17 protein-coding genes are annotated in these 18199 nt (G+C 34.2%); 13 read left to right on the top strand and 4 right to left on the bottom strand.

What is annotated here, in order from left to right; all coding sequences use genetic code 11:
* Positions 1-13 precede the first annotated feature (13 nt).
* On the top strand, positions 14-1555 hold the full coding sequence (gene rny / locus K6119_RS07265; protein WP_221837450.1) for a ribonuclease Y: 1542 nt from the start codon (positions 14-16) through the stop codon (positions 1553-1555).
* Entirely contained in the window at positions 1545-2237 is a 693-nt protein-coding gene (locus K6119_RS07260; protein WP_221837447.1) for a class I SAM-dependent methyltransferase, read from the top strand. Before rny ends, K6119_RS07260 begins: the two co-directional genes overlap by 11 nt.
* On the opposite strand, the gene K6119_RS07255 is transcribed toward K6119_RS07260, so the two are convergent.
* Positions 2230-3315, bottom strand: a complete 1086-nt coding sequence (locus K6119_RS07255) for a hypothetical protein (protein WP_221837444.1) — start codon at positions 3313-3315, stop codon at positions 2230-2232. The two genes, K6119_RS07260 and K6119_RS07255, sit on opposite strands and share 8 nt — an antisense overlap.
* A 132-nt stretch (positions 3316-3447) precedes the next feature.
* Between K6119_RS07255 and K6119_RS07250 the strand changes: the two genes are divergently transcribed.
* From K6119_RS07250 to K6119_RS07200, 11 genes are all read left to right on the top strand, one after another.
* Complete coding sequence (locus K6119_RS07250; protein ID WP_221837441.1) at positions 3448-4752, top strand: lipopolysaccharide biosynthesis protein; 1305 nt, start codon at positions 3448-3450, stop codon at positions 4750-4752.
* Positions 4730-5875: a glycosyltransferase gene (locus K6119_RS07245; RefSeq protein ID WP_221837439.1), complete on the top strand. Its 1146-nt coding sequence runs from the start codon at positions 4730-4732 to the stop codon at positions 5873-5875. Before K6119_RS07250 ends, K6119_RS07245 begins: the two co-directional genes overlap by 23 nt.
* Positions 5876-5881: 6 nt before the next feature.
* Positions 5882-6991 carry a glycosyltransferase family 4 protein gene (locus K6119_RS07240; protein WP_221837437.1) on the top strand — a complete coding sequence of 370 codons (1110 nt, stop codon included), beginning with the start codon at positions 5882-5884 and terminating at the stop codon, positions 6989-6991.
* A gap of 125 nt (positions 6992-7116) precedes the next feature.
* The gene (locus K6119_RS07235; protein ID WP_221837435.1) at positions 7117-8454 is read left to right on the top strand and encodes an O-antigen ligase family protein; all 1338 of its coding nucleotides are present in this window, start codon (positions 7117-7119) and stop codon (positions 8452-8454) included.
* A 63-nt stretch (positions 8455-8517) separates the two neighbouring features.
* Entirely contained in the window at positions 8518-9777 is a 1260-nt protein-coding gene (locus K6119_RS07230) for an O-antigen ligase family protein (RefSeq protein WP_221837432.1), read from the top strand.
* Positions 9770-10804 carry a glycosyltransferase family 2 protein gene (locus K6119_RS07225; protein WP_221837430.1) on the top strand — a complete coding sequence of 345 codons (1035 nt, stop codon included), beginning with the start codon at positions 9770-9772 and terminating at the stop codon, positions 10802-10804. Before K6119_RS07230 ends, K6119_RS07225 begins: the two co-directional genes overlap by 8 nt.
* A 23-nt stretch (positions 10805-10827) precedes the next feature.
* Positions 10828-12036, top strand: a complete 1209-nt coding sequence (locus K6119_RS07220; RefSeq protein WP_221837428.1) for a DegT/DnrJ/EryC1/StrS family aminotransferase — start codon at positions 10828-10830, stop codon at positions 12034-12036.
* Positions 12036-12632, top strand: coding sequence for a sugar transferase (locus K6119_RS07215; RefSeq protein WP_255715043.1), 597 nt, complete (start codon positions 12036-12038; stop codon positions 12630-12632). Before K6119_RS07220 ends, K6119_RS07215 begins: the two co-directional genes overlap by 1 nt.
* A 95-nt stretch (positions 12633-12727) precedes the next feature.
* Positions 12728-12991, top strand: a complete 264-nt coding sequence (locus K6119_RS07210; RefSeq protein WP_221837426.1) for a PID-CTERM protein-sorting domain-containing protein — start codon at positions 12728-12730, stop codon at positions 12989-12991.
* A 145-nt stretch (positions 12992-13136) separates the two neighbouring features.
* Positions 13137-13499: a hypothetical protein gene (locus K6119_RS07205; protein WP_221837423.1), complete on the top strand. Its 363-nt coding sequence runs from the start codon at positions 13137-13139 to the stop codon at positions 13497-13499.
* A gap of 2 nt (positions 13500-13501) precedes the next feature.
* Entirely contained in the window at positions 13502-15172 is a 1671-nt protein-coding gene (locus K6119_RS07200) for a T9SS type A sorting domain-containing protein (RefSeq protein WP_221837420.1), read from the top strand.
* On the opposite strand, the gene K6119_RS07195 is transcribed toward K6119_RS07200, so the two are convergent.
* From K6119_RS07195 to K6119_RS07185, 3 genes are all read right to left on the bottom strand, one after another.
* Positions 15173-15976, bottom strand: a complete 804-nt coding sequence (locus K6119_RS07195) for a hypothetical protein (RefSeq protein WP_221837417.1) — start codon at positions 15974-15976, stop codon at positions 15173-15175.
* A 201-nt stretch (positions 15977-16177) separates the two neighbouring features.
* Complete coding sequence (gene groL, locus K6119_RS07190; protein WP_221837414.1) at positions 16178-17812, bottom strand: chaperonin GroEL; 1635 nt, start codon at positions 17810-17812, stop codon at positions 16178-16180.
* 26 nt (positions 17813-17838) lie between these two features.
* Positions 17839-18108, bottom strand: a complete 270-nt coding sequence (locus K6119_RS07185) for a co-chaperone GroES (protein WP_221837411.1) — start codon at positions 18106-18108, stop codon at positions 17839-17841.
* Positions 18109-18199: the final 91 nt, after the last annotated feature.

Below are 18199 nucleotides of genomic sequence, written 5' to 3'. Positions count from 1 at the left end.
AAATAAAAAAATTATGGACATTACAAGTATTATTATTGGATCAGCTATTGGCCTTGCAGTGGGAGCAATAGTTGTTTTTATTCTACAAAAAACTGCTTTAAAATCTAAGTCGCAAAGCATATTGAAAGAGGCAGAGGCCGAAGGTGAAGCGATTAAAAAGGACAAAATAATTCAGGCTAAAGAAAAGTTCTTACAATTAAAAGAAGAACACGAAAGCAAGGTTAGAAAGCGTGAGAGAAATATTCAAAGTTTAGAAGATAAAACTAAGAATAAAGAGAAAAGTCTGAATCAGAAATTAGGTGATATCAATCGAAAAAATAAAGAAGTAGACAACTTAAAACAAGAGTTGGATGATCAGATGGAATTGATTGAAAACAAAAAGAAAGAGATTGAAAAGTTGCACCAAAAACAAGTAGTAGAATTATCTAATATTTCAGGTTTACAAGTTGATGAAGCTAAAACTCAGTTAATGGAAGCTTTAAAAGAAGAGGCGAGAACTGATGCTATGGCTTACATCAAAGAAATAGTTGATGAAGCGAAAATTAACGCAAACAAGGAAGCTAAGAAAATTGTAGTTCAATCTATCCAAAGAGTAGCTACCGAACAAGCAATCGAGAATTCAGTATCTGTATTCAATATTGAGTCAGATGAAATGAAAGGTAGAATTATTGGTAGAGAAGGAAGAAATATTAGAGCATTAGAAGCTGCAACCGGAGTTGAAATTATTGTTGATGATACTCCTGAAGCTATTATTCTTTCATGCTTTGATGCTGTAAGAAGAGAAGTAGCAAGATTGGCGTTACACCAGTTAGTTTCGGATGGGAGAATCCACCCGGCAAGAATTGAAGAAGTTGTTGCTAAAACTAAGAAGTCATTGAACGAAGAGATCATTGAAACAGGAAGAAGAACTTGTATTGATCTTGGAATTCATGGGTTGCATCCTGAGTTGATGAAGATGGTTGGTAGAATGAAGTATCGTTCGTCATACGGACAAAATCTATTACAACACTCTAGAGAAGTAGCTAATTTATGTGCAATAATGGCTTCTGAACTTGGTTTGAATGTTAAGCTAGCTAAAAGAGCAGGTTTACTGCATGATATAGGTAAAGTGCCTGAAGATGAGCCGGAATTGCCTCACGCTATTTTAGGTATGAAATTGGCTGAAAAAAATGGTGAAAAAGAAGAGGTTTGCAATGCAATCGGAGCTCACCATGATGAAATTGAAATGACTAATTTAATTTCTCCAATTGTTCAGGTTTGTGATGCCATTTCAGGAGCACGTCCGGGAGCGCGTAGAGAGATAGCCGAATCTTATATCAAACGTATTAAAGAATTAGAGACAACAGCTCTTGGTTTTGAGGGTGTAATTAAGTCATATGCAATTCAAGCAGGTAGAGAGCTACGTGTTATGGTTGAAGCTGAAAAAGTAAATGACCAAAGAGCTGATGAATTGTCATTCATTATTTCACAAAAAATCCAAAATGAGATGACTTATCCGGGACAAGTAAAAGTTACCGTGATAAGAGAGAAAAGAGCAGTGCATTATGCCAAGTAACCTTTCAAAAAAGGAATTACATGACATCATTCAATGGGATGTTAAAACCTGGAGTAGGGCATTGAATTTTTGGGAGCAAAACGCAGATTTATCGGCAGGTAAAACGGTATTAGCAATTGGTGAAAGAGAAGGAGGGTTGTCGCTTTGGCTTGCGCAAAAAGGACTGAAGGTAACTTGCACAGATTACAATGATTTTCCCAGTACTACAGAGAAGATGCATCAGGATTATGGTGTTTCAGATTTGATTGAATATCACAATAAAGTTGATGTAACTGATTTATCAAGATATCCCGATAACCATTTTGACTTTGTTGTTTTCAAAAGCGTAATTGGTGTATTGTCAGAAAAGGATAGGCAGCAAAAAGCGTTAGATGAAATTTATCGAGTGCTCAAGGACGGAGGTTCACTGATTTTTGCAGAAAACTTAAAGGCAACTAAATTACATGGATGGTTGCGTAAAAAATTCATTCGTTGGAATCATTACTGGAGATATTTGCATTTAAAGGATGACATGGATTTATTTTCCAAATTCCAAAAACGTATTTATAAAACAGAAGGATTTTTATCAAATTTTGGTAGAAGCGAAAAACAACGTTCTCTTTTGGCAGGTTTTGATAAAAGCGTAAAATGGATGACGCCTAAATCCTGGCGATATGTATTAATGGGAGTTCTGACTAAATAAGCCCTTTCTTTTTCCAATCTTGCATGCGGTAATAAAAGCCGTAAATCAAATCAGTGGTATGAATGAGCTCAATACTGTCTTCTAAATTGTTGATTTGAACACGTTGCTCTTTATTGATGTATTCTGTTGGAAAGCGGTTCAATTGTGCGAATAGCAATTCGTTATCATCAGAAATAATTTTATTATCCCTAAGGTATTTGTGAACAGCAGTTTTTACTTCCTCTTCTGACGAGTAATCTTTGATTTTTGAATCAAAAACACCCACCAGTAAAACTGAAATATCCTTTGATGCATCAGAAAGTTGATTGGTGATGTCACTTACTCTATGTATAAGATCATCTTTTAATACTCTTACATAAGAAACTTTCTTTTTTACTTGTCCTTTAAAAACCAAATGATAATGTGTGTAATTAAGGTTTCTATGTTTAATAGCTATGGTCGTGTCTCCATATTTAACAACATTTATGTTGGAAGTAGAAGTTAAGATCAATGATTTGGTTTGGTAGGTTTCTCCAGATGAGGTAATTAAATTCCAATTTCCTTGATCAAATTCAATTGTATTTACCTTTTCACCAAACTTGAATTGAATATTACTATTGTTAGCAACTAATGCCTGAAGTGCCTCTTGAAATTCTCTGGCCCCTCCTTTTGGATATAAATATGTTTTTGGCACCAAGGGGAATCTTGCAGCAGGATTAGTTTTTATAAATGCGGATGCTTGTTTAAACTTCCCGGTAATAATATCCTTGGTTACCCTTTTGGAAGTTAGAAGCAAATTCTTGTGATCGTAAATAAGTTTTGAATTTCCTGTCTTAAAATAGGGTTGAGGTTTTAAAGGAACCAATTCAATTTCTAAAATGTCATTTAAAAATTTGTAGACATTTTGGTTATAAGACCAAATATGACATCCTATTTCTAAATTTCCATATTCTCCGACAGGTATTGCAACCCAGGCACCTCCAATTTGTTGCTTATCATCAACAATAAGTATTTTTTGCCCCTTTTTTGCGTGTAAATGGGTATCTATAATATTTATAGGACCTGAGCCAATGTATATCCTGTCGTAAGTAGTACTCATTGTGTGCAAAAATATATGCTTTTATTCATCAAATAACTTTTAGATTATTTCTTCATGAACAATAAGTGGTGTGCATTTTTGTTATTTATCAATTTTATGGCTGCTTAATTGATCTATCTTTGTCGAGATTTCATGAGTATTTATCAAAAAATAAAGAAGTCTGATTTTTCTAAAAATGTTCTTAAGTTATTTACAGGGACATTTATTGCTCAGGCTATTCCATTTTTAGTACTGCCATTCCTGCAAAAATATTTTTACTCGCCGGCAGAGTTTGCCGCATTTGCTGCATTTAGTAGAATAGGGGATTTATTCATGACAATAGCTGTTTTCAGGCTTGAACAAGGTATCGTCTTGACAAAAGATCGATCGGAACTGATAGGAATATTTGGACTAATCAAACGCTTGTTATTGGCTATGTCGGTAATCAGCTTGTTGTTGGTTGTCTTCTTTAACAGTTACATTGAGGAGTTTTTAGATGAAGATAGGATAGGAGATTTTCTTTACCTGGTACCATTGATGGTATTTGCTTACGGAATCTATATTACTGCTTATTATTATTTGAACAAAGAAGGGAAATTTGGATTCATGGCAAGATCCAAAGTGATTCAAACAGTGTCTGCAGAAACTGTTAAGGTGTTGGGTGGAGTTTTTGGTTTGTCAGTTATAGGATTGATTTTAGGAAGAATTTTAGGGATTGTTGCTGCTTTTATCTATATCATTTTCCCATTCTTCAAGTCAAAAGATCAAGTATTTACAGTAAAATCTACAAAGGAGCAAAGAAAAGTTGCCTTTAGTAGACAAAAGGATTTTGCATATTTCTCTACTCCTTCTACTTTATCTGCTACTGTCATTTCATTTGTGACACTGGCGATAGTTATAGATAGCTTTGGCAAGGATGAGGCTGGTAACTTTGCGGTATCTCTGCAATATATTGCAGCTTTATTTGGTGTTTTAAGTGTTTCATTTTCACAAGTGTTTTTTAACCGCATTTCCAAAATTGAGATCAGATCTGAATTGAGAAGAGTTTATATAAGTTGGGCAAAAAGATTATTTATACCTGCCGGATTTGCAGTTGTAGTGATCTATTTAATACCACAAAACTGGGTAGTTCAATTTTTAGGTGATGAGTGGAGTACTTTTATGCCGGTATCCCGAATTTTAATTTGGGGCTTGAGCGTTCAATTTGTTTCTTCAGCTTTGTCATTGATTTATGCTAGATTGAATAAGCAAAGAGTAATGCTGATTTTTGACATTATACATATCATAATGGTAGTATCCGGTTTGATGTTAGGAAAGTATTTTACAGCAACGCTTGAAGGTATGCTGTGGGGATATACCATAGTTCAAATCATCTTCTATTTATTAGCTATAACTTTGGCTGTGATTTTTATTAACCGTTCAAAACTGTTGAAAGATGAAAGTGCTGTTTCTAGCTAATTTTTATCCAAATACAACGCAGCCATATAGAGGAGCTTTTTTCAGAGAGCAAGCAAAAGCAGTAGCCAATCAAGAAGTTTCGGTTGATATTATCAGTCCAATTTTATTTAGTGTAAAGGACAAAGTAGTCAAAGAAGATTTTCAATTAAAATCGTTTGAAGAAAAATCCGGAATTAATGTTCTTACTAAAGGTGCTACAAATTATGGGGGTAGATTTGAAATCTATCAAGAGAAAAAGTTTGTACAAATTGCCATTAGACTTTATAAAAAGTATGTAAAAGAGCATGGAAAGCCGGACCTTATTCATGCACATTTTGGCATATGGGCCGGATGGGCAGCCTATAAAATTGGTAAGAAATTTAATGTGCCTTATATCATTACCGAACATTCAAGTCATTTATTGAAAGACTCCTATTCATCCTCTACTAAGAAGAAATTGCAGAAATTGTATGACAATGCAGCATCTGTAATTGTTGTAGGTACAGAACTGAAAGATAAATTGGAGAAGAAATTCAACTTGAATCAAGTTAATTATATTCCAAATGTCGTAGATACTAACTTGTTTAAGCCGATTGATGTACAAAAAGAAAATCTCATTGTAGATATTGGACAATTGAGGAAATTAAAAAGATTTGATCTGTTAATTGAGGCTTTTTCAATTTTGAAGAATGACTTTCCAGATTACAAATTGGAGATAATTGGTCAGGGTCCTGAAAGAAGTAACCTAGAAAAGTTGATTCAAAAATTAGGTTTGCAAGATGCTGTAAATTTACCTGGACCCAAAACACATCAAGAAATTACGGGAATTTTAAGTAAAGCCAAACTATTTGCTCATTGTAGTGAAGTAGAGACTTTTGGTGTAGTTTACATTGAAGCAATGGCGGTTGGCTTGCCCTGTGTTGCTACTAATACCGGTGGTGCACAAATGCTTATAAATGAAAGCAACGGCTTACTTTGCGAAAAATGGGAAAGTACTGAAATAGCGAAACAAATGATAAAGGCTATTCGTCAAATAGAAAATTACAAGCCAGAGGACATAAGAAAACAAGTTGTTAGTCAATTTTCTTTTGAGGTTGTGGGAGAAAAAATAAGAAGTGTTTATAGGGATTCAATTAAAAATTAGAGTTTAATGCAAAAAGTTTGTCACATATCTACAGTTCATCACATTTCTGATACCAGAGTGTTTTACAAAGAATGTAAAACAGTGGCTAGTAGAGGATTTGATGTGTATCTGTTGATTACAAATGATAAGGCAGAAAAAATTGATGGTGTAAACATAGTTCCTTTTAAAAAGAGGAAATCTCGAATTGCACGTTTGCTTTTAAACTCGAATTTTGCCTGGATAAAGGCACTACGAACAAAATCAAAGATCTTTCATTTACACGACCCTGAATTAATCTATTCAGGACTAATTTTAAAGTGTTTTGGAAAAAAAGTTGTCTATGATATGCATGAGTTGGTGTATCATCAGATATCAGATAAAAATTGGTTAGGTGGAAAGTTTGTAAGACGAATTGTTAGAGGAATCTATAAAGGATATGAATCCTTAGCAGTTCGGTTTTTTGACTATATCGTTTTAGCAGAAGATGGTTATAAAGATTATTTTGATAAGCACTATAAAAAGCGTTTGCATAAAATAGTTTTCATCAGAAATTACCCAATGATTGATGTGATTTTATCTTATAAAAGAGATAGACAAAATCAAAATAAAATGATCCTTACTTATGCCGGGGGATTAACAAAAATCAGGGGAATTAAGGAAGTGTGTGATGCGGTAAAAGATTTGGATCTTCCGGTTGAATTTGAAGTGATGGGTAAATGGCAGGATGAAGAATATAGAAAAGCCTGTACTGAAGGAAATGATAAAGTAAAGGATTACGGTTTACTCAAATTAGAGCAGGTTTATGAGAAGATGATCAATGCAGACGTTGGGGTTTGTAATCTGTATTTTGTAGATAATTATTTAACCTCATTACCGGTAAAATCATTTGAGTACATGATTTGCAGTTTACCAATGCTGATGTCTGAGTTTCCTTATTGGAAAGAAATTTATTCAGATTGTGCAGTGTTCGTCAATCCTGTAAATGTGGATGATATCAGAGAAAAAATTAAATGGTGTTACGAAAATCAAGATAAAATAAGAGAAATGGGAGAAGAAGGAAAGAGAATAGCTGTTGAAAAGTATAGCTGGTCAGCAGAATTAGATAGGCTGGTAGGCTGCTATGAAAAGTTAAAATAATCCTTAATTCAATCTTTAAAGTTTCTTAATAAATAAGTCATTTCAAATACAAATACATAACCTTTTAATATAATTTTGCGTCTCAGACAATATATTAAGAGGAAGACAGAAATAATTTCAAGAAAGTGCCAAACGATAAACTAAAGTCGGTCATATTAACCCTGTTTTTTACACTTGGTGTTTATACTTCTGCTATAAACTTGTTTAAGCTAAAAGGGTTTTCAGTATATGGTTTTAGAGTTTTATTGGTGGCATTGGTAGCCTATTTTATTTATGTAGGTTTTAAAGAAAAAAAGCTGTTAAACTTCAACAAATTAGAAAGACTGTTCTTGCTGTTTGTCGGAAGTTATGTAGTTCTTGGTGTTTTCTATCTTCCTGTGATTACTTCAAAAGGATTTTTTGTCAAAGAAATGTTTTATTGGGCGATAGCGTTGTGTATTCTATTCGTCACGTTTAAGTTCAGAGCCTTTTTTGAAAATAAGGTAGAATTAAAAGATCTGATTTACCGCGTCCATCTGTATTTACTGGCAATCATCTTTGTTTTTGTGCTGTTTGAAATGATCACGGCATACCATTTTGGGATGCAAGTAAGATTCACGGATCGCTTATTTAAAAATGACCCTAATAGAATAATTTACTCGCCTTTTTTCACTTTTATTAATCCTAACAATCTTGCATTTTATACACTAACAACTACCAGTTTAATCTTGCTATTTTACAGAGATAAATCTTTTGCATCCAGATTGTTCATGTTCTGCAGTGCTGCTTTGTTGTTGGGAATAACTGAGTCTAGATTAAATATCATCAGCCTTGGTTTATTGACAATAATTTTGGTTCTTCCTTATTTAAGTAAAATCAAAAAAGATATTGTTGTAATAGGTTCTGTTGTGGGTGTTCTAGTTGTTTCTGTATTTACTACAGGTATTAAACAGTTAGAGCCCAGTGAGGAAATATTAGAGTATCACAGAGTGAAAGATTCTGTTGAAAATGCCTTATTGGGAGAGTTAGAACTAGATTCACTTATGCAAGATTCACTGGTAAATCCTGACAAATCAGCCAATATTAGAGTGGGTATTGTGAAAAACTCATTCAATGCAATGAAAGAATCAAATTACCTTGGACTTGGTCCTGGTCAATTTAAATCTAAATTAGTTTCAGAAGAGTTGGAGTATGACGTTGAAGGAATTCAGTCTCCGCACGGGTTCTTATGGAAAATTGTTGCCAATTATGGCATTCCCGGTTTAACATTGTTGCTCTTTTTAGTTGTTGGTTGGTTGTCAATTTTAATCAAACAATTTAAGTTTACATTAGAATTGCTTTATCACCTTACTTTCATTGCCATTTTATTTATCAACTCATTTGGACCAAGCGAGTTTCTCATGCAAGCATATGTATGGACTACTATTGGTTTATATGTATTGTTGTATGGTATAACCACCTCTCAACAAAAGAACACACAATAAAGTAGTGATGTTCCCAATTGCATTAAGTAATAGGGTTTTAATCTATGCTGCCCAAAGTAGATTATGACAGGGATTAAATCAAATAATATAGACAATATAGGCTTGAAAGGAATTCTTTTCGCATTGCTTATTGGAGTTGTTTTAATTTTTCCTCCATATCTGTTTTTTGGAACTTTAGGATATGCATTAAGCACAATTACACTAGATAGAGTAAATAAAGAGCGAATTCACTTTCCTAAGTTTTATCTGTTTTTTATTGCCCTGTATTTATTGTTTGGATTATCCCTTTTATGGACGGACAATTTAAAACTTGGTCAAAGAGATCTGGAATTTAAATTATTGTTGTTAGCGGCACCTTTGATTTTTACTTTTATCAATTGGAAAAAAAGAGATTTGGAATTTTTCTTTCTGTTTTTCAACCTGGTAATCTTTGGCATCTTTTTAAAGAATTTATTTGATTTTATTGTGATTCACGAACTTTCATGGGGTTGGTTTTCTTATGAATCAAATGCCATGAATATTCATCCAACTTATATGGGGATGTATGCTGGTTTTGCTGCCATTATTGCATTTTATCAATTTGTATTTAAGGTGGAAAATTCTGTGCTTTCAAAATGGAGTTGGACAAAATATCTGTGGCTCTTGTTTTTCATAGGTAACTCAACTTATGTGTATATGGTGAGTTCTAAAGCCGGAATTTTAGGTTTGTTATTGGGTGTTATGTTTGTTTTGGGAGCCTTGGCTTTTAAAGTACTTAAACGAAGAACATTTAATGTTTTCTTGATTTTTTTCTTCCTTACAGGATTGTTAGGTGTAAGCTATATTCTAACAACTGCCAAGTTTGCCAAAACTACTGCCTCATTAAAGGCTTACATTTCAGACTCAGATGCTTTTAGGAATGAAAATAAAGACCAAATCCAAAGTGATGTCGCAAGAGTATTAGTTTGGGATACATCTTTAAAATTGATAGCTGAAAATCCTTTTGGTGTAGGTCCGGGTGATGTACAACAAAAACTAAATCAGAAGTATGAAGAGTTTGGTTATGTCAAGCTTAGAGAAAAGGAATTAAATCCCCATTCACAGTACTTACAAACAGCTTTTGGAATCGGAATACCAGGTTTGGTTCTCTTGCTATGTATTTTTGGATATTCGCTTTTTTCAGGAATTAGGCGTAAATCTTTGTTGTCTATTGTTTTTGGCCTATTAATTTTGTTTAACGCACTTTTTGAAAGTATTCTTGAATTGCAGGTAGGGATATTCTTCGTGGTCTTCTTTACCTTAATTTTGGATAGCTATTCTAATTATAAGCTCAAACATGGATAAAAAAACAGTCTCACTTATTATACCCTGTAGAAATGAAGAAAAGTTTATCTACAAGGTTCTTGAGAATATCCTTGAGCAAGATTATCCAACTGATCTTATTGATGTTGTTATAGCGGATGGATTGAGTGATGATGACACAGTCAATGAAATTAAAAGGTTTCAATCGGATCACCCGCAACTCAATTTACAGTTAATTGAGAATCCTGATAGAATTGTGCCGCCCGCACTTAATAAAAGTATTGAACTCAGTAAAGGTGAAATTGTTATTAGATTGGATGCACATTCTGTTTATCCTGCCAATTATGTTTCAAGATTAGTGGAGGAATTAAATAAGAGAGAAGATGCATGGAATGTAGGAGGCTGTTGGGATACTCAACCAGGTGCAGATACTAAAATGGCAAAAGCAATCGTAGCGGCTACTTCACATCCTGCAGGAATCGGTAATGCTGATTACAGGTTAAAAGGAACAGATGTGAAATCGGTAGATACAGTGCCTTTTGGTTGTTTTCCTAGAGAGGTTTTTGATAAAATTGGTCTGTTTGATACAGATTTGGTTAGAAATCAAGATGATGAATTTAATGCAAGAATTATTGAAAATGGCGGTAAAATATATCTGATACCTGAACTTCAAATCAAATATTTTGCGAGACCAAATTTTAGTAAAATGGCCAAAATGTTTTTCCAATATGGCTATTTCAAACCTTTGGTAAATAAAAAGAGAAATAAACCGGCCACTGCTCGTCAATTTGCACCACCAATATTGGTATTGTCTATTCTTTGCGGCTGGATTCCGGCTTTGTTTTGGACACCATTTATCTTTATTTACCTGGCAGGCCTTGTATTGTACATATTTGGATTATTATTAGTTGCTTTAACTATGAGCAATTCAAAAGGATATAAGTTACTCGTTTGGATGGCTTTTTTCATAATTCATTTCAGCTATGGTTGGGGATATTTAAGAGGTATTCTTGATTTTACAGCACTCGGAGTTGAAAAGAAAGGGAAAACTGTCAACATTTCTCGTTAATTTTACCTTTTCTAAATTAGATTATGTTAAAATTTTCTCCACCAAGATTAGATCAAACTACTGTAGATGCAGTGTCTGAAGTTTTATTATCAGGATGGATTACCACAGGTCCTAAAACAAAGCAATTTGAAAAGGAGATTAGTGATTATGTTGGATGCAGAAAAACAATTTGTTTGAATTCTGCAACAGCTGGTCTAGAACTTGTTTGTAGGTGGTTCGGGTTGAAAGAAGGAGATGAAGTTATTGTTCCAGCATACACCTATTGTGCTTCTGCAAATATTATTCTTCATTGTGGAGCCAAACCTGTATTAGTTGATATTGACGAAAAAGATTTTAATATATCCGTAAATAATATCAGAGAGGCCATAACTGAGAATACAAAAATTATTATTCCTGTTGATATTGGAGGTTGGCCTTGTGATTATGATCTAATTAATGAATTGGTGAATGAACCTTCTATTAAGGCTGTATTTACACCAAATAATGAGGTCCAAAAAAAGCTAGGTAGATTATTGGTCATGTCTGATGCTGCTCATAGCATTGGTGCAAGCATGAATGGTAAAATGACAGGTAGTTTAGCTGATATTACTGTGTTTTCATTTCATGCAGTAAAGAATCTTACAACAGCTGAGGGAGGTGCGGTTTGCATGAACCTACCAGAGCAGTTTGATTGTGATGAGGTTTACCAAATACTCAATATAAAATCTTTACACGGGCAATCTAAGGATGCGCTTGCAAAAACCCAGGTAGGGAATTGGAGATATGATGTGCTTGAGCCTGGATATAAGTGTAACATGATGGATATTCAAGCTGCCATAGGTTTGGTTGAGTTGCATAGATATGATGAAACACTTAAGCGCCGAAAAGAAATAGTGAACTATTATGCCAATGCTTTAGGTCAATATGATTGGGCACAAATTCCTGATTTTATTAGTGAAAGTAAAGAGTCTTCTTATCATCTATTTTTGTTGCGTATTAAGGATATTACAGAGGATCAACGTGATGAGATAATATCTAAAATATTTGATAAACAGGTTTCTGTAAATGTTCATTTTCAACCATTGCCATTATTGACGGCTTACAATACAAGAGGTTATAAGATGGAGGATTACCCTGAAGCTTTTAATAAGTATCACAACGAAATAACTTTACCGGTTTATTTTGACTTAACTGATAGTGATTTGGAATTGGTGGTAAATGCAGTTGTTGAGTCTGTTTCTGAAGTTATCTAATGTACTTTATATCCAAACGAATATTTGATGTCTTGGCATCTTTTGTAGTATTAATAATACTGATGCCGATTTTGTTAATTATATCAATACTTGTTTTGGTTAGCAGTCCTGGAGGAATTTTTTACAAGCAAGTTAGAGTGGGTAAGAATGGTAAAGAGTTCGGTCTTTTAAAATTTAGGTCCATGCGAGCAGGTTCAGATGCAAAGGGTCAATTAACTGTAGGTAATGATGCTCGAGTTACAGGTGTTGGTAGGTTTATTAGAAGATTTAAATTGGATGAATTTCCACAATTACTTAACATCATTGCTGGTCAAATGAGTATTGTAGGTCCACGTCCAGAAGTTCCTAAGTATGTTGCTTTGTATAATGAAAAACAACAAAAGGTTTTGAGTGTTTTACCTGGATTAACTGATATTGCTACCATTGAATACATCAAAGAACAAGAGATTCTTGGGAAGGCTGAAAATCCTGAACAAACATATATTGATGAAGTTATGCCTGCAAAGTTGGACCTTAATTTGCAATATGTTGAAAAAGCTAACTTTTGGTTTGACATTTATCTGATTTTTAAAACCATTGGTAGAATTTTTAGATAAAAACGACAACAATTGCGCTATCAGAGTGTTAGGCGAATTAATAAATGACTATATTTGCAGTTGAGTGTCAGAAATGATGCTATAAAGGAGGAGGAATGAATTTCAAATTACAAACTTTGATAAGTAAGTCATTTTTAGTAGTGGCTACTATATTATTTAGTGCTGTTTTAGGCTTTGCACAGCCTCCAACAGTAGGACCTCCGGGTACACCCCCAACTAATCCGCCAGCCGGAGCTGCTGGTCAACCTTGTTGGGATGCTGCCTGTATTCCAATTGATGGAGGAATGGTGTTCTTATTGCTTGCTGGTGCTTTGCTTGGAGCTAGACTCATCTACACGCTTAGATTCAAAAATTCATAGATTAACAGTTTGATTAGTAACAGTTTGTTGAAAATTGGTTAGATTTTTTTCAATGTTAACTATTTCTTAAGCGTATTTCCACGCTTGCTTTCATTTATTTGTACATTTCGCTGAACCCAATTGGTTATTAACCAATAATTTGCCTATGAAAACTTTGTTGGTTGCTTTGGCGCTTTGCTTCTCATCTGTGCTATTTTCACAAACCGAGGCAGAGAACTACGATTATAGTGTTGAGTTAATCAAAAGAGATGATTGCAGAGCTATGGAATGTGGTTATGTCTTGGATACGAACTTAACGGCACTTCAGGCTGAGTTACTTGAAGAAGAGCTTTATAACTATAACAGAGGGGTGTTCAGGGTGCGTTTTTCTTCGGATCTGAAGAAGATAACAATAAGACATGTTTCTTATGTAAGGGTACCCAAATTAACACAGAAATTACAGGATCTAGGATATACAGTGAATTTGGATTATTCCACTTTCATTACGATTGATCATAAAATCAAGTAAAGATGAGTTTATTCAATAAAATATCATTCTTGATTTTGTGGCTAGGATTCTCTTCCTTAGGTTACTCCCAATGTACTAATCTATGGTCTTTTGGGTCGGCAGCTGCACCTACTGGTACAACTACAACAACTATTAGTTTCTGTACTTACCAGGAAGAGTATAATACTTTAACTAGTGTTGTGGCAGGTAATACATATCAATCAGATTATGATTTGGGTGGTTGTATTACTGTTCATAGTGGAACCCCAGGAGGTCCTGTTGTGGCATTTGGTAGTGCTCCTTTAACCTGGACAGCTACAGTTAGTGGAACGTATTACATACATTATACTTTAGATTGTGTTTTCTGTATCACTAATACAAGTTGTGGAACTTCTACAATTTCTTGTGTTTCTTGTGGTGGAGGAGGAGGCTGTTCAGTGGTAGCTCCTGTTCCAAATGATGCTTGTTATCAACAGGTAGTAACTAATGATACATATTGTTGTGATACAGATTGGGATGCACTTTGCCAATCTGATTATGATGCTTGTTATTATTCAACCAATTGTGTAGCTGCTCCAGTCCCTTATGATGCATGTTATCAGCAAGTAATTAATAATGATTCCTATTGCTGTGATACAGATTGGGATATCATTTGTCAGGGAGATTATGATGCGTGCTCAGGAGGTGGTACAGGTTGTTCAGGGCAAACTACAAATGACTTCTGCAATGATGCTGCAATTCTTACTCAGGGTTCAGGTACATGGTCAAGTACAACATCTTCTACCTTTACAGCAGATCTACCTGGTAATATAAGCTCTGAGTTTTGTGGTTCAATAGAGAATAATTCATGGTATATGTTTACTGCTTTATCCACAACTGAAACTTTTCCTATTACTTCAGTTTTTAATTGTACAAGTGGATGGGGAATTCAGGCTGAGGTTTATGAAGTTACCTATGATGTTAATGGATGCTGTACAGGATTTACATCTATGTCTAATTGTTATAACCCTGCATCTACTACCACAGGTACGGTTACTGCAACTGGTTTAACAGTAGGGCAAACTTATATGCTAATGGTAGATGGTAACGCTGGAGATGATTGTGATTTTACGGTATCTAACTGGACAGCGACCGGAATATTACCGGTAGAATTGGTAGAATTAAAAGGAGTAGCCATGCCAACTAGAAACTTTATTAGCTGGACTACTAAATCAGAGTTAAATAGCGATTATTTTACGGTTGAAAAATCTTATAACGGAATTGATTTTAATCCAATTGGAAAAGTTGATGGAGCTGGAAATTCATCATCTATTTTGTATTACAGTTTTGAAGATGAAGATATTCGAATTGGTAAAGTGTATTACAGATTAAATCAAGTTGATATTGATGGTAAATCAGAGTTAACGGAAGTAATTGTTTTAGACAGAGAAGCTGATGAATATGGTATAGTCGGAATAAAACCAAACCCTGTTGTTGATGTATTGTTTGTGGAGTTAAATCCTTTAGTGGGAGCAAATAACGGATTGCTTGAAATTGTAGATGCAAGAGGGACAACCATCTATAGGGATGAAATAAATTACGATCAATATAAGTTGTTAGAAATCGACCTGAAACATATTGAGGCTGGTGTGTATATGATTAAATATACAGACAAGTTAGGAAGAGTTCAAATGGAGAGATTCGTTAAAAAGTAACTACTTATAGGAGAATACCTTTCGTTCTAAAAGCTCATTTAACTCATTGTAAAATTTTGATTCAATAAGTAGGCCTTCATTGTCGTAATTGAGCTCCGTCCTCGTTTTGATTTGATTATTATCCTCGCCGGTTAAAATGTTTTCAATTTGGGCTATCTGATTTTGGTTATTATAAACGTAAACAACCTTTTCATTGAATCCTTCAAAATAACTGGTTTTACTGATCAGTTTATCGTCCTTAAATTCATAAATAGCATAAACTCCGGGATCACTTAAGTTGTTTTGCTTGTATTGATTATTTTCATCTAATACCTCATAAATTACTGAATCTTTTGTGACTGTAGTGTCCATGTCTATTGATCCAATTCCTGAATATTCTTTAAACCTGTTTGTTTCTTTCAATACTACATCATTTTTATAGGTGAAATAGTAGTACCATGTATACATTTTAATATTCTTGGTATTGATATCAGATCTTTCATAATGTCTGATCTTCCCTTCTGTAATATCATATTTTCCAATTGATTTCTTTCTGTCTTCAACTATGTAATGTTCCGTGTATTTAATGCTAAAGTTGATTCTATCAGGATTAATCTTTCCTTTTCTATAAGTGGCTGATGTTTCTTCTAATGTTCCTTTCGTCTTTGAATTCCTATAGGTAGTAACCTCCATTTTTGTTTTCTCACTTGTCTTAAAAAGTATCAAATTGTTTTGAGTGTTAGTGCCAAAAATGTCTGATTCCATTTCCTGTGAAAAGCAGAAAACATTGAAGCTTACAAGAGCTATTAAAAGGATATATTTCATAATGTGTTAGAAGTTATGATTTGAATTTACAAAGATTTTGCCAGTATTAAGATTAGGTGTATTTCAAAAAAAATCCCGTCGCACAAAGTACGACGGGAAATATATGTTATCGTTCCACTCTATCTCCTGATTTCTCTGGAGGAAAAGCAGATCGTGTGGAATTATTCTAATGTTTCGTTAAAAACAATTAGAATAAACTTATTACATCATTGGCATTCCACCTCCCATGCCACCGCCCATAGGCATAGCTGGTTCGTCTTCTGGTTTATCAGCAATTACAACTTCAGTTGTCAATAACATTGAAGCAATAGATGCTGCATTTTCAATAGCAATTCTAGTAACTTTTGTTGGATCAATTACTCCTGCTTTGAACATGTTTTCGTACTTCTCAGTTCTTGCATTGTATCCAAAGTCGTCTTTTCCTTCTGCTACCTTTTGAACTATAACAGCTCCTTCACTACCGGCATTAGCAACGATTTGTCTTAAAGGCTCTTCTACAGCTCTTTTGATAATCATTATTCCAGTAGTTTCGTCATCATTGCTTCCTTTTACTTTTTCTATTGCTTTAATTGATCTAATTAATGCAACACCTCCTCCGGCAACGATACCTTCTTCAACAGCAGCTCTTGTTGCAGATAATGCATCATCAACTCTGTCTTTCTTTTCTTTCATTTCAACCTCAGTAGCTGCTCCAACATATAACACAGCAACTCCCCCTGACAATTTCGCTAATCTTTCTTGTAGCTTTTCTTTGTCGTATTCTGAAGTCGTAGTGTCAATTTGAGCTTTGATTTGATTTACTCTTTGAGTAATCATTTCTTTTTCTCCTGCACCGTTTACTATTGTTGTATTGTCTTTGTCAATATCAACTTTTTCACAAGTACCTAAGTGCTCAACTGTTGCATTTTCTAAGGTAAATCCTCTTTCTTCAGAAATTACAGTTCCTCCGGTTAAAATAGCTATGTCTTCCAACATTGCTTTTCTTCTGTCTCCAAATCCTGGGGCCTTAACCGCAGCAATTTTTAATCCTCCTTTAAGCTTGTTAATTACCAAAGTCGCCAACGCTTGACCATCAACATCTTCAGCAATAATCAATAATGGTCTGTTTGATTGTGCAACCGGCTCTAAAATTGGAAGAATCTCTTGAATATTAGAGATCTTCTTGTCATAAATTAATATGAATGGATTCTCTAATTCAGCAACCATCTTTTCAGAATCAGTTACGAAATATGGTGATAAGTAACCTCTGTCAAATTGCATACCTTCAACCGTTTTAACTTCAGTTGATGTTCCTTTTGCTTCTTCTACAGTAATTACTCCTTCGTTACCTACAGCTTTCATTGCCTCAGCAATCAATGATCCAATATTTTCATCATTGTTAGCTGAAATTGTTGCAACTTGTTTGATTTTATCATTGTCAGATCCAACTTCTTTTGATTGCTTTGAAAGATTTTCAACAACAGCTGCTACAGCTTTGTCAATTCCTCTTTTCAAATCCATTGGATTTGCTCCTGCAGCCACATTTTTTAACCCAGCAGTGATAATAGCCTGAGCTAATACTGTTGCAGTAGTTGTTCCGTCTCCGGCAATATCTGCAGTTTTTGAAGCAACTTCTTTAACCATTTGAGCTCCCATGTTTTCAATAGGATCTTCTAGTTCAATTTCTTTAGCTACTGTAACTCCATCTTTAGTTACATGTGGTGCTCCAAATTTCTTATCGATAATTACGTTTCTTCCCTTTGGTCCTAACGTAGATTTAACTGCATTAGCAAGAGCGTCAACTCCTTTTTTTAATCTATCTCTAGCGTCAATGTCAAATACAATATCTTTTGCCATTTCTTTTGATTTTTTTGTTCTTTCTATTATTGAATGATTCCGTAAACGTCAGCTTCCTTCATAATCAAATAAGATTTTCCGGCTAATTTGATTTCAGTTCCTGAATACTGACCATAAAGTACTTTGTCACCTTCTTTAACAGTCATTGGTTCGTCTTTCTTTCCGGGTCCAACAGCTATTACTTTTCCTTGAAGTGGTTTTTCTTTAGCTGTATCCGGAATAATGATTCCGCTAGCTGTTTTTTCTTCTGCCGGTGCTGGCTCAATTAAAACTCTATCTGCTAATGGTTTTAACATAATGTTTATTTTTTTCTATTTTCTCCAAATAGGAGAGAGGTTATACTTTTTATCCTGCCTTACTCAGATTTTATGCCAAAGGATTTTTGAG

This window comes from Paracrocinitomix mangrovi (assembly GCF_019740355.2).
In the GTDB taxonomy this organism is placed as follows: domain Bacteria; phylum Bacteroidota; class Bacteroidia; order Flavobacteriales_D; family Crocinitomicaceae; genus Paracrocinitomix; species Paracrocinitomix mangrovi.
This window is presented reverse-complemented; position numbering and strand designations above follow the sequence as displayed.

Excerpts from the sequence above, each read along its gene's own strand:
- rny (WP_221837450.1), top strand. The coding sequence starts at position 14 with ATGGACATTACAAGTATTATTATTGGATCAGCTATTGGCCTTGCAGTG.
- K6119_RS07260 (WP_221837447.1), top strand. The coding sequence starts at position 1,545 with ATGCCAAGTAACCTTTCAAAAAAGGAATTACATGACATCATTCAATGG.
- K6119_RS07255 (WP_221837444.1), bottom strand. The coding sequence starts at position 3,315 with ATGAGTACTACTTACGACAGGATATACATTGGCTCAGGTCCTATAAAT.
- K6119_RS07250 (WP_221837441.1), top strand. The coding sequence starts at position 3,448 with ATGAGTATTTATCAAAAAATAAAGAAGTCTGATTTTTCTAAAAATGTT.
- K6119_RS07245 (WP_221837439.1), top strand. The coding sequence starts at position 4,730 with ATGAAAGTGCTGTTTCTAGCTAATTTTTATCCAAATACAACGCAGCCA.
- K6119_RS07240 (WP_221837437.1), top strand. The coding sequence starts at position 5,882 with ATGCAAAAAGTTTGTCACATATCTACAGTTCATCACATTTCTGATACC.
- K6119_RS07230 (WP_221837432.1), top strand. The coding sequence starts at position 8,518 with ATGACAGGGATTAAATCAAATAATATAGACAATATAGGCTTGAAAGGA.
- K6119_RS07225 (WP_221837430.1), top strand. The coding sequence starts at position 9,770 with ATGGATAAAAAAACAGTCTCACTTATTATACCCTGTAGAAATGAAGAA.
- K6119_RS07220 (WP_221837428.1), top strand. The coding sequence starts at position 10,828 with ATGTTAAAATTTTCTCCACCAAGATTAGATCAAACTACTGTAGATGCA.
- K6119_RS07215 (WP_255715043.1), top strand. The coding sequence starts at position 12,036 with ATGTACTTTATATCCAAACGAATATTTGATGTCTTGGCATCTTTTGTA.
- K6119_RS07210 (WP_221837426.1), top strand. The coding sequence starts at position 12,728 with ATGAATTTCAAATTACAAACTTTGATAAGTAAGTCATTTTTAGTAGTG.
- K6119_RS07205 (WP_221837423.1), top strand. The coding sequence starts at position 13,137 with ATGAAAACTTTGTTGGTTGCTTTGGCGCTTTGCTTCTCATCTGTGCTA.
- K6119_RS07200 (WP_221837420.1), top strand. The coding sequence starts at position 13,502 with ATGAGTTTATTCAATAAAATATCATTCTTGATTTTGTGGCTAGGATTC.
- K6119_RS07195 (WP_221837417.1), bottom strand. The coding sequence starts at position 15,976 with ATGAAATATATCCTTTTAATAGCTCTTGTAAGCTTCAATGTTTTCTGC.
- groL (WP_221837414.1), bottom strand. The coding sequence starts at position 17,812 with ATGGCAAAAGATATTGTATTTGACATTGACGCTAGAGATAGATTAAAA.
- K6119_RS07185 (WP_221837411.1), bottom strand. The coding sequence starts at position 18,108 with ATGTTAAAACCATTAGCAGATAGAGTTTTAATTGAGCCAGCACCGGCA.